Genomic DNA, 15,907 nt, shown 5'->3' with positions numbered 1-15,907 from the left:
GGGAGGCCAAGCGCGGGAGGCCAAGCGCGGGAGGCCAAGCGCGGGAGGCCAAGCGTCGGCACGCTATCGCGGCCGAACCGCTCGGCACGGTAGGCGCCACGGCGGCGGCGGACCGGTCGATGCGATGCCGATGACGGGGCGGCCCGAGCCTCGCCGTGCCGCGCCCGCGGACGCCCGGGGCGCCGTGTTCTTGGCCCACGGACCCGGCAGGGGCGGGGCGCCCTTCAGGCAGCCCCGGCCCGTTGTCTCGCGGGAGGAACGGTCCGCAGGTGACGCGGACCCGAGCAATCTCGTTCTTATGCCAGGTCGAGCGCCTTGGCGGCGGCCAGCGGGTCGGCGGGGATCGTCGTCGGTGAGGGGGCGGTGGAGATCGCCCACTCCGGGTCCTTCAGGCCGTGACCGGTGACCGTGCACACGATGGTCTGCCCCGGCTCGATGCGGCCCTGGGCGGAGGCCTGCAGCAGGCCCGCCACGCTCGCCGCGCTGCCCAGCTCCACGAAGACGCCGACCGAGCGGGCCAGCAGGCGGTAGGCCTGCAGGATGTCGCGGTCGGTGACCGCGTCGATGAGGCCGCCGGACTCGTCGCGGGCGTCGATGGCCCTCGTCCAGCTCGCCGGGTTGCCGATGCGGATGGCGGTGGCGATCGTGCTCGGCTCGCGGACCACCTCGCCGCGCACGATCGGAGCGGCGCCGGAGGCCTGGAAGCCGAACATGCGCGGGCGGCGGGTGGCGTTGCCGGCGGCGTGGTCCTCCTTGTAGCCCATCCAGTACGCCGTGATGTTGCCGGCGTTGCCGACCGGCAGGCAGTGGATGTGCGGGGCGTCGCCGAGGCCCGCGACGATCTCGAAGGCGGCGGTCTTCTGGCCCTCGAGACGGTCCGGGTTGACGGAGTTGACCAGCGACACCGGGTAGTCCAGCGACAGCTTGCTCGCGAGCGCCAGGCAGTCGTCGAAGTTGCCGGTGACCTGCAGCAGGCGCGCGCCGTGCACGAGGGCCTGGGCCAGCTTGCCCAGCGCGATCTTGCCGGTCGGCACGAGGACGGCGCAGGTGATGCCGGCGCGCGCGGCGTACGCGGCGGCCGACGCGGACGTGTTGCCCGTCGAGGCGCAGATGATCGCCTTCGCGCCGTCCTCGAGGGCCTTGGAAACCGCGACCGTCATGCCGCGGTCCTTGAAGGAGCCCGTCGGGTTGGCCCCCTCGACCTTGAGGTACACGTCGCAGCCGGTGCGCGCGGAGAGCTCGGGCGCCGGCAGTAGCGGCGTGTTGCCCTCGTGCAGCGTCACGACCGGGGTCTGCGGCCCGACCGGTAAGCGATCCCGGAACTCCTCGATCAAACCCCGCCACATGGCGTTCTACTCCCCTTCGACCCGCAGGACGCTCGCCACGGCGCGAACGATGTCCAGTGCCCGCAGCTCGGCGACGGTCGCGGCCAGGGCGCGATCCGGTGCGGCGTGCGTGACGATGACGAGCACGGCCTGGTTGCCGCGGCCGGACTGGTTGACGGTCGCGATGCTGACGCCGTGCCTGGCGAAGACGCCCGCGACGGCGGCGAGCACGCCCGCCTTGTCGGAGACGTCCAGACTGATGTGATACCTCGTGAGCACGTCCCCGATCGGCGAGACCGGGAGGTCGGCGTAGGCCGACTCCGACGCGCTACGCACCCCGGCGAGCCGGTTGCGGGCCACGGCGACGACGTCGCCGAGCACCGCCGAGGCGGTCGGGGCGCCACCCGCGCCGCGGCCGTAGAACATGAGCTGACCCGCCGCCTCGGCCTCGACGAAGACGGCGTTGAACGCGTCGCCGACGCTGGCGAGCGGGTGCGTGCGCGGGATCATCGCCGGGTGCACGCGCACCGAGACGGCACCGTTGGCCTTCGAGGCGATGCACAGCAGCTTGATCGTGCAGCCCATGGCCTTGGCGCTGGCCACGTCGGCCGCGGTGACCTCGGTGATGCCCTGGCGGTGCACGTCGGCGGAGGTGACCCGGCTGTGGAAGGCCATCGAGGCGAGGATCGCGGCCTTGGCGGCGGCGTCGAAGCCCTCCACGTCGGCGGTCGGGTCGGCCTCGGCGTAGCCGAGCGCGGTCGCCTCCTCCAGCGCCTCGGCGAAGCCGGCGCCGGTGGCGTCCATCGAGGACAGGATGAAGTTCGTGGTGCCGTTGACGATGCCGGTGACCCGCGTGATGCGATCGCCGTGCAGCGAGTCGCGCAGCGGGCGCAGCAGCGGGATGGCGCCGGCGACGGAGGCCTCGTAGTACAGGTCGGCGCCGGAGTCGGCGGCGGCCTTGTGCAGCGTGGCACCGTCCTCGCCGAGCAGCGCCTTGTTGGCGGTGACGACGCTCTTGCCGCTGTGCAGCGCCTCGAGCAGCCAGGTGCGGGCCGGCTCGATGCCGCCGACGACCTCGACGACGACGTCGACGTCCTCGCGCTTGACCAGGCCGAGCGCGTCGGTCGTGAACAGCGCCGGGTCGACGGGCAGGTCACGCGCCTTGCTCAGGCGGCGGACGGCGACGCCCACGAGCTCCAGCGGCGCGCCGATCCGGGCCGTCAGGTCGTGCTCCTGCTCGTGCAGCAGGCGTACCACCTCGGAACCGACGGTCCCGCAGCCCAGCAGCGCTACCTTCACCGATTGCGGCATCTGTCACCCCACGTCCAGTCTGAGCAGGTCGTCCACGGTCTCCCGGCGGACGATGACCCGCGACTCACCGTCAGCCACCGCCACGACCGGCGGGCGGGGGACGTGGTTGTAGTTGCTCGCCATGCTGCGGCAATAGGCGCCGGTGCCCGGGACCGCGAGAAGATCTCCGGCCGTGACGTCGGCCGGCAGGAATTCATCTTTCACGACGATATCCCCGGACTCGCAATGTTTTCCCACCACGCGGGCGAGAATCGGCGGTTCGGCGGAGGCGCGGCCGGCGAGCGTCGCGGAGTACGCGGCGTCGTAGAGGGCGGTGCGGATGTTGTCGCTCATGCCGCCGTCGACCGAGACGTACGTCCGAATCCCGTCGACGTCCTTGACGGTGCCCACCTCGTACAGGGTGAACATCGCCGGCCCGACGATGGCCCGGCCCGGCTCGACGGACAGGTGCGGCACGCTCAGGTGCAGCGCGGCGCACTCCTGCTTGACGATGCGCAGCAGGTCGCCGGCCAGGTCGCGCGGGTCGGCCGGCTCGTCCTGCGTGGTGTACGCGATGCCGAAGCCGCCGCCGAGGTCGATCTCGGGCAGTTCCCGGCCGTGTACCTCGTAGACGCGCGCCTGCAGCGAGAGCAGGCGCCGCGCGGCGACCTCGAAGCCCGACGCGTCGAAGATCTGCGAGCCGATGTGCGAGTGCAGGCCGCGCAGCTCCAGCACGTCGTCGGCGAGGATCTTGTCGACGGCCTCGGCGGCGGCGCCCCCGGCCAGCGAGAAGCCGAACTTCTGGTCCTCGTGCGCGGTGGCGATGAACTCATGCGTGTGGGCCTCGACGCCGACCGTGACGCGGACCATGACCTTCGGCCTGGTGCCGGTGTTGACGGCGATGCGGGTGAGGCGCTCGATCTCGTCGAACGAGTCGACGATGATGCGGCCGACGCCCGCTTCCACGGCCGCGGTCAGCTCCGCGACGGACTTGTTGTTGCCGTGCAGGCCGATGCGCTCCGGCGGCATGCCGCCACGCAGGGCGATGGCCAGCTCGCCGCCGGTGCAGACGTCCAGCGACAGGCCCTCCTCCACCAGAATCCGCACGATCGCTGTGGCGATGAACGCCTTGCCGGCGTAGTAGACCTCGGCGCCGCCGAAGGCCTCCTTGAACGTCCGGCACCGGGCTCGGAAGTCCTCCTCGTCGAGGACGTACGCCGGCGTGCCGTGCTGGTTCCTGATCTCGTTCACGTCGACGCCGCCGACCTCCAGCGACCCGTTTGTGCCCCGTTGTACGGTTTTGGGCCACAACATCGGGACCAAGGTGTTGACGTCGTCGGGCGTGCTGAGCCACGACGGGCCGTTCATGCCCAGGTCGGCGTGCAGTGTCCCCGCCTCGTGTGCGCGCATGTTCTCTACATCCGTTCCGGCGCCGAGACGCCGAGCAGGTCCAGACCGTTCACAATGACCTGGCGGGTGGCGTCGTTGAGCCACAGCCGCGCCCGGTTGGTCTCCGTGAACGGCTCGTCACCCTGGGGCAGCACGCGGCAGTTGTCGTAGAACCGGTGGTACGCCGCGGCCAGGTCCTCCAGATAGCGTGCCACGCGGTGCGGCTCGCGCAGCTCCGCGGCGGTGGCGACGACCGCCGGAAAGTCGCCGAGCGCCTTGAGAAGGTCCAGTTCCTTCTCGTGTACGAGCAGGGCAGCATCGTAGCCGTCGCCGCGCTCGAGGCTCAGCTCGGCGGCGTTGCGGGCGACCGACGCGGTGCGCGCGCCCACGTATTGCACGTAGAAGACCGGGTTGTCGTTCTTCTGCCGGGTGATGACCTCGATGTCCAGGGTCAGCGGCGAGTCCGTGGAGGAGCGGGCCAGAGAGTATCGGGCCGCGTCCACGCCGACGGCCTCGATGAGCTCGTCGAGGGTGATCAGCGTGCCGGCCCGCTTGCTCAGCCGCACCGGCTCGCCGCCGCGCAGCAGGCTGACCAGCTGGCCGATGAGCACCTCGATGTTGCGCCGCGGGTCGTCGCCGGCGCAGGCCGCGATCGCCTTGAGGCGGCCGACGTACCCATGGTGGTCGGCGCCCAGCATGTAGATGCAGCGGTCGAAGCCGCGCTCGCGCTTGTTGATGTAGTAGGCGGCGTCGGCGGCGAAGTAGGTCTTCTCGCCGTTGGAGCGGATCAGGACCCGGTCCTTGTCGTCGCCGAAGTCCGTGGTGCGCAGCCAGACGGCGCCCTCGGACTCGAACACGTGGCCCTGCTTGCGCAGCTCGTCGAGAGCGTGCTCGACGGCGCCACCCTCGTGCAGCGTCTTCTCGGAGAACCAGACGTCGAAGTGGACGCCGAACCGCTCCAGGCTGTCCCGCATCTCCTTGAGCATGGCCTTGTAGCCTTCCGCGAGGAAGGCTTCGCTTTGCTCTTTTTCGGACTTTTGCAGAATGTCCGGATTCGCGGCGACAATCACCTTTGCGATGTCTTGGATGTATTCGCCCGGGTAGCCGTCCGGCGGGGTCGGCTGGTTGTGGGCGGCGGCCATGACCGACTCGCCGAAGCGGTTCATCTGCACGCCGGCGTCGTTGATGTAGTGCTCGCGGGTGACGTCGGCCCCCGCGGCGGCCAGGATGCGGCCCAGCGCGTCGCCGACCGCGGCCCAGCGGGTGTGGCCGAGGTGCACGGGCCCGGTGGGGTTCGCCGAGACGAACTCCAGGTTGATCTTCTCCTTGGCCAGCGTCTCGCTGTGGCCATAGGCCCGGCCGGCCCGCACGACCAGCCCGGCGAGCTCGCCGGCGGCGGCCGCGGACAGCCGGATGTTCAGGAACCCGGGCCCGGCGATCTCCACCGCATCGATCCCGGGAGTTTCCTGCAAGTTTTTCGCCACCGCGTCGGCCAGCTCCCGCGGGCTCAGCCCGACCTTCTTGCCCAGTTGCAGGGCGATATTGGACGCATAGTCACCATGCTCCGGGTTTCGCGGTCGCTCCACGCTGGTCGTCGCCGGGAGAACGGACGCGTCGAGGTCACGCTCAGTGATGGCCGCACGGGCGGCGTCGAGGACTGCTACGGCGAGTTCAGCGGGAGTCACCGACAAATGCTATCGGGGGTAGACTCCGGTACTTGGCGGCGGCCCGTTGTGCTGGTCACAATGCGGGACGGCAGGGACCGCACTTCCGCCGAAGGCGGGACCCGCCGGACCTGTTCCCCGCCGTGACCCCCGACCGTTGACCAGACGAGGCCCGATGAGCGAGCACAGCGCTGAGCGTTGCGAGGCGACGAGATGAGCATGAGCACCCAGCACAGTGGCGGCAACCGCAAGCCGTCCACCAAGGCCGTCTCCGGCGCGAAGCCGAAGCAGGGCGGCGACGAGGACGCGGAGGTTTTGGACGAGTCGGAAATCTCGGATTCGTCCGACGCCGATTCCCCCGACGCTGACGCCGACGCGCCCGCCGCTTCGGCCAAGCCCAAGGCGAGCCCGCGCAAGTCGGCCCCGGCCCGCAAGACCGCTCCCGCCGGCAAGCGCCCGGCCACGTCGAGCCGCCCGGCCGCCAAGAAGATCGCCCCGGTCAAGGTCAAGCAGGGCATGTCCTGGGGCCCGATCGCGCTGTTCGCGACCGTCGGCGTGCTGGCGCTGGGCATCATCGGCTTCGCCGGCTACCAGGTGCGTGAGAACGGCCTCAGCTGGCGCGACCGCGCCGACCAGATCGACGGCATCAAGGACTACTACAAGATCGACAAGGCCATGGTCGGCCAGCGCGACCACGTGTGGGGCCCGCAGACGTACGATCTGAACCCGCCGGTCGCCGGCCGCCACAACCAGAACTGGCAGCGCTGCCTCGGCGACGTGTATCCGGCAGCAATCGCGAACGAGCACGCGCTGCACAGCCTGGAGCACGGCGCCGTCTGGATCGCGTACAACCCGAGCCTGTCCGCCGACGATGTGGAGAAGCTGGCCAAGCGGGTCCGCGGCAACGACTACATGCTCATGAGCCCGTATCCCAACCTGGACAAGCCGATCTCGCTGCAGGCGTGGGGCTTCCAGCTCAAGGTCGACAACGCCGACGACAAGCGCATCGACCAGTTCATCAAGGCGCTGCGCCAGAACGCCTCCCTCGAGGCCGGCAACCCCTGCTCCAACGGCGCCATCATCACCGAGACGGGCACGACCCCGCGCGACCTCGGGAAGGACTCCCCGGCCGGCAACACGATGGGCAACTAGCCGTCGTGTTCGCGCAGCTTTCACGGCGAGCACGCCTGAGCGTAGGCGTGCTCGCCGCCGTCCTCCTCCTGCTGACCGGCGCCGCCATCGCCTACCTGATCCCGACACTGCGCGCCCCCGGCGACGACTCGATCGACGCCGGCTTCGCCCGCGACATGAGCGTCCACCACGCTCAGGCCGTGGAGATGGGCATGTTCGCGTACCGCCTCGGCTCGACGGACGACATCCGCAACCTGGGGTACGACATCGCGGCGAGCCAGCAGTGGCAGATCGGCCAGATGCAGACCTGGTTGACGCACTGGAACCTCTCCCCCACGTCCAGCAACCGCGCCATGGCCTGGATGCCGTCGGGCATGAACACCCTCCAGCCCGACGGCCGCATGCCCGGCATGGCCTCCGACGACGACCTCAAGAAGCTGAAGTCGTCGACGGGCAAGGACTTCGACATCGTGTGGTGCCAGCTGATGCTGCGCCACCACCTGGGCGGCGTCCACATGGCCGAGGTCGCCGCGAAGAACGCCAAGACCGAAGAGGTCCGCGACTCCGCCGAGCGGATGCGCGTCTCCCAGACGTACGACATCTCGGCGCTGACCGACAAACTGAAGGACCTGGGCGCCCAACCCTTGTCCTCGTGAGCCGACCTCCCCGCCACATCCGCCACAGGGGAACCGATGAGCGGGGCGGGGAGGGGCTCTGCTACTCTGTTCGAGGTCGCGAGGCCCCCGTAGCTCAGGGGATAGAGCACCGCCCTCCGGAGGCGGGAGCGCAGGTTCGAATCCTGCCGGGGGCACCACCCGCCAGACGGCGGTCTAGCAGGACAAACGAAGCCCTGGAACAGCGAGAACGCTGTCCAGGGCTTCACCGTTGTGTACGGCTGTAGCCGGCTCTCAGCGGCCATGATCGGCCGTCTGTGCCCAATGCGTGCCCAACCCCCGGATGCCGGAGGCGTCGCCCGTAAGGCTGCCTCACGAGCTAGGGAGACAACGTTCCGGAGGCGAATGCCGTGATCGTCTCCATGGCCACCAGACGTACAAGCTCAACATCGGCTCCGACGTACGCGACCTCATCGTCCGTCGGAAACAGTGGCTCGGCGCCTACCGCACCACCCATTGCCTTCGAGTGGACGATTCGGCAGCGGAGATCGTAGATCCTATCCGCAATTTGCATCGGAAACGCACGGGTTGCATCGGCTGGATGCAGGTACGTCACGTGCTGGACCTTCCCCCGTTTGCTGAAGTGATCCGGATACTGCTCCGCCAGCCCTTCAAAAATGGCTTTGGCTTTCTCAAGAGGCAGCACAAGGGTAATTAGATCCTTGAACGACTCGCGTTCGCTTCTCGAAGTTTGCCTACCAATCGTACGAACCAGACTGAGCAACGACGCGTCGCGGCTTAAGTCAAATCCAGGCGAGAAAACCTCACGCTTAAGCTTGGCAATACTGGAGCGCTCATCGCTATATGGAAGAAAGTACTCAATTGACTGATAGTAGGCTAGGTACCGACTCAAAGGACTTCCCGCACCGTCGGCACTTACAAACAGCGACCCAGCGCGCGCATCAACGGACTGCGGTGGAAATCGGACGGCGGTTCCGGCGGGTCGAATCGAGCGGACTCGGTCCCTCTCCAACAAAGGCTCATGCAATCTCGGATGAGCCTGCCGCAGGGCAGCGAGTTCGAAGAAGAACGTCCCTGCCAGCGACCTTGCCCTTTGCATTGCCGCTTCAGAGGACAAGTTCTCCGGAAATTTGACTTTAACCGAGGCCACATATTCAATGTCAGGCCTTCGAATCCTGTCAGCGGCCTCCATGTACACGGCCGCCAACGTTGCGGTTGCACTGGATATCTCTATGCAGGTACCCCTTCCGTCTCCAACATGAAAATGCACCACAGCCCTGGGAAACAACTTTCCCATTTCCCTGACATCAGAGTTGCCTCCAACGTAAGCCGTGGTGAACGAGGTACAGTAAGACTCGCCGCGCGAGTGCGCCGTAGCGCATCCGGTCCGCGGAGAGACGTAGTCGGAAGGCCGAACCGACACAAAACGAAGGCCAAACCTCGACAGGAGCAGCTCAACGTAGCGACCGTCCCTCGACGACAGTCCGAGAGCACTTTTGTGGATTACCCAGCCTCTATCAGATTCTTCAACCAAGGCGGGGAGCATTACATGCGGCAACAGGCCGGCCAGACGGTCACGGCCACCAGTTGAAGGAAATGCAAATCGATACCAGTTGCCCCAGCGCTCTCCGGACCGATAACCATGAACTTCAGGTTCTTCGACCAAGTAGCCGGCGCGCCTTAGTAGGTCTACAGGCGCCTGATCATGGCTCTGAAAAACACCAAAATCTGCGTCATCATCATCGATGACTGCGTCAGCGAAGTCGCCTTCCCCCACCTCGGACACCACCACTACATCAGCTCCCGACTCATGGACATCCAGATAGCACAGCAGCGGTTGAGACAGAGCGCAACAAGGTTCACGAGGGTTGAGCGGAGCACCGGCATCTACGGCCACCCATCACGGACCGCTCCAAGCGCAGCCTGGATCCTCCGCTGAAGCTGCACATGGCTTCCGTCAAGGCACTTGGCATAGATCTTGAGTAGTACCTCTACCGAGTGACCCGCCCACTCCGCGACCTGGGTTGCAGGGACGCCGCCGTTCAGCCAGGTCGACACGGCCGCGTGTCGTAGGTCGTACGGCGTCTTCACCAGCGGAGTCGCCGCAATCCTCTCGGTGAGGATTTCCTCGCGGGCGCGCTTCCACGCACGGACGATCGTGAGCTTCGGCAACTCGGCGCCGTTCCGCTCCCCCACGAACAGCCGGCCGTCCGAAGCAGCGCCGAACTCCCCGATGTGCCAGTGCAGCAACGCAGTCAGTTCCGGCGGCGAGGGCACTATTCGTGTTTCGCCGCGCACTCGCTGCTTAAGGTGGCGGCTGTCGCGGTTCTCGCCGGTGTCGGTCCACTCCTTGCCAGCGTGCGGCTCGGCCTTCTCCAAGGTGATCTCGCCCCAGCCCTTCTCCGGTAGCGAGAGGTTATGCGTCTTGACCGCCACTGCCTCCTCGGGACGCATGGCGGCGAAGTACAGGCAGCCGAAGAACGCCACCAGGCGTGGGCCGCTTCGCTGCTGCTCGCGCACCGCGTTCAGCAGCGTTCGGACCTGTACCGGGTTCGCCACCGACCGACGATCAACCGTCTGTACCGCCTTTGGCGCCTTCCACTTCAGAGCCGGAATCGGGTTCGAGCGAAGGAGCTGCCGCTCGATCGCGTACTCAACAGCGGTATTCAGGATCCGCCGACGCCGGCCAACGACGCTCGACGCGGCCGGCTGGCCGTCAAGGCGCACAGCGAGGGCGTCCAGGAGCGGGCGGAGTACCTCTGGCTTCGCCAGCGACGCGACCGGGCGGGTGTTGCGTTCGACCCAGCGCAGCGCCTCACGGACCTCGGGCGGCATGTTCGGGTCAGTGCGGCGCACGGTGTTGAAGCCCCAGCGGCACAGCGCCGAGCGCAGCAGCTTCTCGTCGGGCATGCCGCGCCGGGTCGTGTACATGCTCGCGGTGATCGCCGTCATGGCCTCGGCGTGCGTGCGCCTGGTCGTCGCGGCCACCCGCGGCCACTTCATGTCGACGAACGCGCATGCGAACTGGTACCAGCTCATCTCCTGCTGTGCGCGGGCCATCGACACCGGGCGGCCCGTTTCGACATCGAACGCTTCGCCGCGCCTGGCGGCCGAGACCAGCTCCGAACGGAAACTCTCGGCGAGTGCTGCGGTCTTGTACGGGGCCTTCCACCGCTTACCGGCGACGGACCAGCGAACGTAGTACGTCGTCGTGCGCTCGCCCTTGTAGACGCCGGTCTTGTAGATGCGGACGTCGTAGGTTGTCTCCATCAGGCGGCCTCCTCCGTGAGTGCCGAAAGCCAGCGTTCGTAGTCGGTGCGGCGGATGCGGAGGTCGCCGTTGGGCAACTTGAGGCACGGGGGTGCCTTCCGCTTGGCGCGCCAGTCGTAGAAGGTCGAGCGGGAGATGCCGAGGTCGGCGCAGACGTCGGCGATGGTCAGATGCCGGGACTGGCTTGCGCGCCGTGCGGCGGTGATGCTGATCGGCTCCGCGGAATCCGCGTTATCCGCGGAACGGCGCGGCTGCGGTGGCGAGGCAGGGATGTGCGGTTTCTGCGGATTGCGCGGGCGGCTCATCCGGCCACCGCCGAGAGCGGGTGCACTGTCGCCGCTGGTCTCGTAATGTCCGGATGTGTGAGCCAGGCCGGCGAGGGCGGGCGACCCGCGCCCGCGCGTTCGGGTGTTGGCTCAGCGCGCAGATAGCCGTGTGCTTGCAACAGGTTGAGCGCCGGGTCGAGGTCGGCGGCCTTGCGGAACCGGCCGCGGGACAGGGCGCTGAACAGGTCGCGTTTGGTGAAGCGGCGGCACGCGGTGCGTTCGATCCAGGCGAGGACGTGTCGCGCGTCGTCGACTACCGGGTCAGCGCCCATGTCGTCGAACGCCGCGAGGGCGTGTTCTGCGAAGTAGCGGCCGAGCGCGGTGGCCTGGTCGACGGTCTCGGCGTCCACAGGTCGGGTGCAGCCGTCGCCACCATGCGTGGCGAGGTGGAGTAGGCCGGCGATGCGGACGACGGCGCCGGTGTACTTGCTCCCCCAATCCACGATGTGCGCCCATGCACCGGCCGGGCCGAGTCGTGGTTCGACGTCGCGCTCGATGTCGAGCACCCGGGCGTTTGCTGCCTTGGTCAACGGCATGACGGCCGGGTCGGTCCAGTCGTCGAGCGCGGCGACCAGGGCGCCGAGGTTGTCGGCGTACCTGTCGGCGACCGGGGCTGGTACCGGGTCGGTGCCGATGCGGCGGCGGCCGACGGTGTTTTCCGGGACGGCGAAGAGGATGCGGGCGAGCAGGCCCTTGCCGCGGAAGCCGGGCAACGTGGCGATGTCGCGCAAGACCTCGGGTTGGATCGCCAGACCGAGGGTCAGCGCGGGTCGGTCGACGTGTTCGGCCGGGCGGGAGCGGCGGTCGACGCGGAGCATGTCACCGGCGTGGCCCTTGAGGAAGACTTCCAGGTTGGGGGCGCCGCTGTAGCGGCCGGCGAGGGTGGCGAAGATGCCACCTTCGGCCGATAGGACGGCGAGCCGGCCGCCCTGCTCGGCGAGCAGGGAGGCGGCTTGTTCGCTGGTGACGTCGTCGGCGATCAGGCGTGGCAGGACGGGTACGGCGATGGCGTCGGCGTTCATGGTCGCGCTCGCCGCGTCGGTGAGGAACCGGTCCCGGGCGGTGTCGGCGGCGTTGGCTGCGGCGTTCGCAGCGCGCTCGGCGGCCTTGCTCGCTAACCGTCGTGCGAGTTCGGCTTCGACGATCGCTGGTTTCGTGCGTTCGATCAGCGCGCGTTCCGCGGCGAGCAGCGGGCTGGTCATAGTGGCGAACACGGCCGACTTGCGGGAGCCGGGCGGCAGGACGACGACCGTGAAGAGGTTGCACGGTTCGCGCCAGCCGGGCCGAATCTCGACGCACGCCCGGCCACCGGCTGCGGTGGATAGGGCGGCGAGGGCAAGGCAGCCGGCGAGATCGGCGGGTGTCTGGGTGAACTCGGCGACGGCCGAGACCATGTCAGCGAGCCAGGCCGGGAGCGCGTCGACCGGGTACGGCGGCGCGCCGTGCCGCGCGGTGAGCGGGATCGGTGGCGGCCAGGCCGGCGCGGCGACGTCGGCGAGGAGGGCACGGCCGGCGGCCAGCACGTCCTCGGCATCGCCGTCGCCGAGGCGGGTCAGCCGTGAGCCGAGGTCGACGATCGCGCGGCGGCGCGCTTGCTCGGCGACGATCCGCGCGTAGTGGGCGGCGTTGTCGAGGGTGGGCACCGAGGCCACGAGCGTGTGCAGGTATGCCGCTCCCCCGACCCGTGCCAGGGCGCCGGTTACGGCGAGGTGTGCGGCGACCGAGACCGGGTCGCCGGGCTCGCCGGCGGCGTGCAGCTCGACCAGCACGCGCCACAACAAAGCGTGGGCGGGGCGGTAGAAGTCGTCCGTCGCCACGATGCCGGTCAGGTCCACCAGAAGCGCCGGGGCGAGCAGGGCCGCGCCGATGACGGCCTGTTCGGCGGCGTTGTCGTGCGGCGGTGTGCGGTGCACGGGTGTGGTCCTCCTTTCAGCGGGTGCCGTCGCGATGGATGCGGCGCAGTTCGTTGATGAGGTGGGTGCCGTAGCGCAGGCGCAGGCCGGTGGCGTCGCAGCGGTTGCATGGGCGGCTGACGCGGCCGAACTGGCGCCGCGCGAGGCGGGTTCCGCCGCAGGCGCGGCAGCGGCGAAAGGGCGCGATCCGGCAGAGTGCGAGGTAACCGGCCGTGACGAGCGGCAGGCCGAGGCAGAGCAGGACGGCTAGCAGGTCGAGGGGGTTCACGAGGCCCTCCTGGGGCGGTTTCAGGGCGCGAAAGGCTATGGCTGCTAGAGCGCTAGAGCGCAGGCAGCAGCGCTGATTGGGTGCTAGCAGGGGTGCTAGGTCTAGCGGCGCGCGGCTGCTAGACCTAGCACCGTTCGCGGTCAGGCGGCGTCGCGCCGCCGGTTACGTTCGGTCAGCGCCGCAATCAGGGCCACGCGTTCGAAGCCGCGCCGGTTGGCGCCCTTGCCGGTGGTCGGGTCGGTGCCCCACGTCTGCGAGACCTTGACCCGGAACGGCTTCAGCGCGACTGTGACCCGCTCGCCGTCCCACCCGCCATACACGTCGGGGCGCAGCTCGGCCAACCTCAAAGCGACGGTCTCGCACCAGACCTTCGTCTCGCCGAGCGGTACCACGGCGGCGATGTCGTCGAGCAACGACACCGACGCGACGGCCTTGGGTGCGAACTGGTCGCCGAGCGCGTGGCCCGTCAGCGTGCCGGCCTTCTCGCGTAGCGCTCGGGCGCGGGTCACGACCGCCTCGGCGGCTGGGGCGTCCACGTAGTAGGTGCGGGTGATCTGCGGTTCGTCGCTTTCGCCGGCGAGGTAGCCGATGCCGAGGTCGCGGCGGCTGAACATGGTGGCGCGGATGCCGTTGCGGTAGGCGCTGGTGCCGAGCACCATGTCGTTCTCCATCTGGCCCATCACCTTGAGGCAGAAGCGCAGGACGGCGTTGCCCGAGATGCCGGTCGGCAGTGACTTCGAGTCGGGGCGCTGGGTGGCGAAGACGGCAATGATCCCGGCGGCCGGGCCGCGCCGTACGAGGTCTTCGGCGATGCCGCACAGTTCCTCGCCGTGCTCCGGGTGTTCGAACCACCGTTGGCACTCGTCAACCACGAGGAAGAGCGGGTGCAGCCGGTACGCCTTACGGGCGGCCAACTCCGGGGTGATCTTCGACTCCGGGGCCAGTTCGCGCGGCAACTCCCGCACAACCTTCGTGCGGCGGGTCAGCTCCTTGGCCAACTCCCGCATGTCGGCCAGAGCGTAGGCAATGTCCTCGTCATCATCACCGGCCCGGTAGCGGTGGCAGACCGGTTGCAGCGGGGCGAAGTCGCCCATGCCCTTGAGGTCGTACGCGTGCAGCTCGGCGAGCGGGTCGAGTGCGGCGGCGAGCAGCAGCAGCCGCGCGGCGAAGGTCTTGCCCACGCGCGGGATGGAGCCGATGACCATTGAGGCGAACACGAGGGTGATGGCGACCGGCCGGCCTCGCTGGTCGGTACCGAACGGGATGGGCTTGAACAGGTCGACCGTGCCCGACTTCAGCAGCGGCCAGGCCGGCTGGCGCGACTTGGAGAGGTCCTCGTCGCCTACCCACAGCACCAGCCGGCCCGGGTGTACGTCGAGGTTGCCTTCCGGCCAGACGCAGCCCAGCGGCCGGCCGAGCGCGGAGGCGAGTTCCTTGCGCCGGTCGGCGACCTGGTCGACGGTCGTGCCGGGCGGGAGGTCGACGACGGCGCGCCAGCCGGGGCCGTCGCGGCTGATCGGTTCGGCGAAGCGGATGGCGTCCTTGGCGCCCTTCTTGGCGATGGCCTGGTTGATGCCGGCGACGCTGATGGCGCCGAGCGCGGCCAGGACCACATCGGAGGTCAGGCGCGGCGCGCGGGTCACCGACACCGCGGTGTCCAGCAGCGGCCGATCGGCCGGCGCGCCGATCGCGCCGAGGAGCGCGACCACGGCGGTGAGCGCGGTGTACCAGTACACCTTCGGCGTCATGATGAGCAGGAACATCACGCCGCCGAGGCCGAGCGTGCTCACGGCCAGCAGGATGAGGGTGCGCAGCCGGACGCGGCCGTCGCGTTGACGGGAGAGCCTGAGGTACTCCTCGGCGTTCTCCCGCCGCACCGCCGCCGCGCGAACCGGGGCGCCCTCGGCGTCGGTGACCCACCGGGCCGCGCCGGACACGAAGCGGACGGCGCCACGAGGGGCGCGGAAGAACAGCTTCATCGTGTACTTCGGGAAGCGCGTCAGGTGGTACAGCCCCGTGTGCGTGTAGAAGCTGACGACCCACTGCGCCTGCGTCATCAGTTCGGTCCGCGACCGCGCCCAGGCGGGCACAATCGGGCGGCGCTTCGCGGTCCGCAGGGCGGCCACGCTCCAGCGAGCCGGGGCGAGGGCGTCGGGCGGGTCGACCAAAGCCGGTTGCTTGGCGGCCCGGGCGGCGTCGAGGTCGAGGATTTCGGCCTCGTGCCGGTCCCAGTCGAAGCCTTCGGGGTTTGTCATGATGGGTGTTCCTCCACGGAGGTCTGTGATGGCTGAAGGGGAGGCCGGGGCGCGGCCGGAGGTTTGCGAGGCCGGATGGCCGCGCCCCGGGCGGAGCTACCGTTCGAGGTCGTCGATGACCTCGCCGTCAGTTCGGGTGAGGGTGACCGCGAGGTCGTCGTAGGAGCCGGTGTCGAACGCGGTGACGAACCGCGCGGCGCCGGTCGGCAGCGGCGTCTCGACGGTCTCGCCGTTGGTGGAGACGACCGTGATGCGGTTGAAGGCGACGGCGGCGACCTCGACGTCCGGCATGACGGCCGTGACGTAGTTCGAGATCGGGCAGTTGAGGCCGTCTTCGCGCAGGCCGGTCCAGCCGCCGATGAGCAGTGTGTCGGCGACCGCGTCGGCGGACCTGCCGAGCGTGTTGAGGGCGCTGGTCAGGCGCTGGTGCAGCGACGTCAT

The 15,907-nt window shown here is 69.0% G+C and carries 13 protein-coding genes and 1 tRNA gene; 3 read left to right on the top strand and 11 right to left on the bottom strand.

What is annotated here, in order from left to right:
• Positions 1 to 296: 296 nt before the first annotated feature.
• From thrC to argS, 4 genes are read right to left on the bottom strand one after another with little or no spacing between them, the layout of a single operon-like run.
• A complete protein-coding gene (thrC, locus tag ABT297_RS37005) occupies positions 297 to 1,346 on the bottom strand; it encodes a threonine synthase (protein ID WP_350557234.1) in 1,050 nt (349 codons plus the stop codon).
• Positions 1,347 to 1,352: 6 nt separating this feature from the next.
• Positions 1,353 to 2,624: a homoserine dehydrogenase gene (locus ABT297_RS37000; protein ID WP_350557235.1), complete on the bottom strand. Its 1,272-nt coding sequence runs from the start codon at positions 2,622 to 2,624 to the stop codon at positions 1,353 to 1,355.
• A 15-nt stretch (positions 2,625 to 2,639) separates the two neighbouring features.
• Complete coding sequence (lysA, locus tag ABT297_RS36995; RefSeq protein WP_350557232.1) at positions 2,640 to 4,025, bottom strand: diaminopimelate decarboxylase; 1,386 nt, start codon at positions 4,023 to 4,025, stop codon at positions 2,640 to 2,642.
• 5 nt (positions 4,026 to 4,030) lie between these two features.
• Positions 4,031 to 5,689: an arginine--tRNA ligase gene (gene argS / locus ABT297_RS36990; RefSeq protein WP_350557231.1), complete on the bottom strand. Its 1,659-nt coding sequence runs from the start codon at positions 5,687 to 5,689 to the stop codon at positions 4,031 to 4,033.
• 198 nt (positions 5,690 to 5,887) lie between these two features.
• On the opposite strand from argS, the gene ABT297_RS36985 reads away from it, so the two are divergent.
• The 3 genes from ABT297_RS36985 to ABT297_RS36975 all read left to right on the top strand — a co-directional run bounded on the left by ABT297_RS36985 (position 5,888) and on the right by ABT297_RS36975 (position 7,613).
• Positions 5,888 to 6,820: a thioredoxin-like domain-containing protein gene (locus tag ABT297_RS36985; RefSeq protein ID WP_350557229.1), complete on the top strand. Its 933-nt coding sequence runs from the start codon at positions 5,888 to 5,890 to the stop codon at positions 6,818 to 6,820.
• 47 nt (positions 6,821 to 6,867) lie between these two features.
• Positions 6,868 to 7,455 carry a DUF305 domain-containing protein gene (locus ABT297_RS36980; protein ID WP_350557228.1) on the top strand — a complete coding sequence of 196 codons (588 nt, stop codon included), beginning with the start codon at positions 6,868 to 6,870 and terminating at the stop codon, positions 7,453 to 7,455.
• Between the two features lie 83 nt (positions 7,456 to 7,538).
• Positions 7,539 to 7,613 (top strand) — tRNA-Arg (locus tag ABT297_RS36975).
• 179 nt (positions 7,614 to 7,792) lie between these two features.
• Here the strand turns inward: ABT297_RS36975 and ABT297_RS36970 are convergent.
• From ABT297_RS36970 to ABT297_RS36940, 7 genes are all read right to left on the bottom strand, one after another.
• A complete protein-coding gene (locus ABT297_RS36970) occupies positions 7,793 to 9,226 on the bottom strand; it encodes a hypothetical protein (RefSeq protein WP_350557227.1) in 1,434 nt (477 codons plus the stop codon).
• Between the two features lie 95 nt (positions 9,227 to 9,321).
• Positions 9,322 to 10,704 (bottom strand): tyrosine-type recombinase/integrase, encoded by a 1,383-nt coding sequence (locus ABT297_RS36965; protein WP_350557225.1) that lies wholly within the window; start codon positions 10,702 to 10,704, stop codon positions 9,322 to 9,324.
• A complete protein-coding gene (locus ABT297_RS36960) occupies positions 10,704 to 11,009 on the bottom strand; it encodes a helix-turn-helix transcriptional regulator (RefSeq protein ID WP_350557224.1) in 306 nt (101 codons plus the stop codon). Before ABT297_RS36960 ends, ABT297_RS36965 begins: the two co-directional genes overlap by 1 nt.
• Entirely contained in the window at positions 11,006 to 12,943 is a 1,938-nt protein-coding gene (locus tag ABT297_RS36955) for a DUF3987 domain-containing protein (protein ID WP_350557223.1), read from the bottom strand. Before ABT297_RS36955 ends, ABT297_RS36960 begins: the two co-directional genes overlap by 4 nt.
• Before the next feature lie 16 nt (positions 12,944 to 12,959).
• Positions 12,960 to 13,211 (bottom strand): hypothetical protein, encoded by a 252-nt coding sequence (locus ABT297_RS36950; protein ID WP_350557222.1) that lies wholly within the window; start codon positions 13,209 to 13,211, stop codon positions 12,960 to 12,962.
• 140 nt (positions 13,212 to 13,351) lie between these two features.
• The gene (locus ABT297_RS36945) at positions 13,352 to 15,466 is read right to left on the bottom strand and encodes a cell division protein FtsK (RefSeq protein ID WP_350557220.1); all 2,115 of its coding nucleotides are present in this window, start codon (positions 15,464 to 15,466) and stop codon (positions 13,352 to 13,354) included.
• Between the two features lie 96 nt (positions 15,467 to 15,562).
• Positions 15,563 to 15,907, bottom strand: coding sequence for a hypothetical protein (locus ABT297_RS36940; protein WP_350557219.1), 345 nt, complete (start codon positions 15,905 to 15,907; stop codon positions 15,563 to 15,565).

The organism is Dactylosporangium sp. NPDC000555 (genome assembly GCF_040300025.1).
GTDB lineage: Bacteria > Actinomycetota > Actinomycetes > Mycobacteriales > Micromonosporaceae > Dactylosporangium.
The sequence above is the reverse complement of the archived record's forward strand: the minus strand, read 5'-3'. Positions and strand labels throughout refer to the sequence as shown.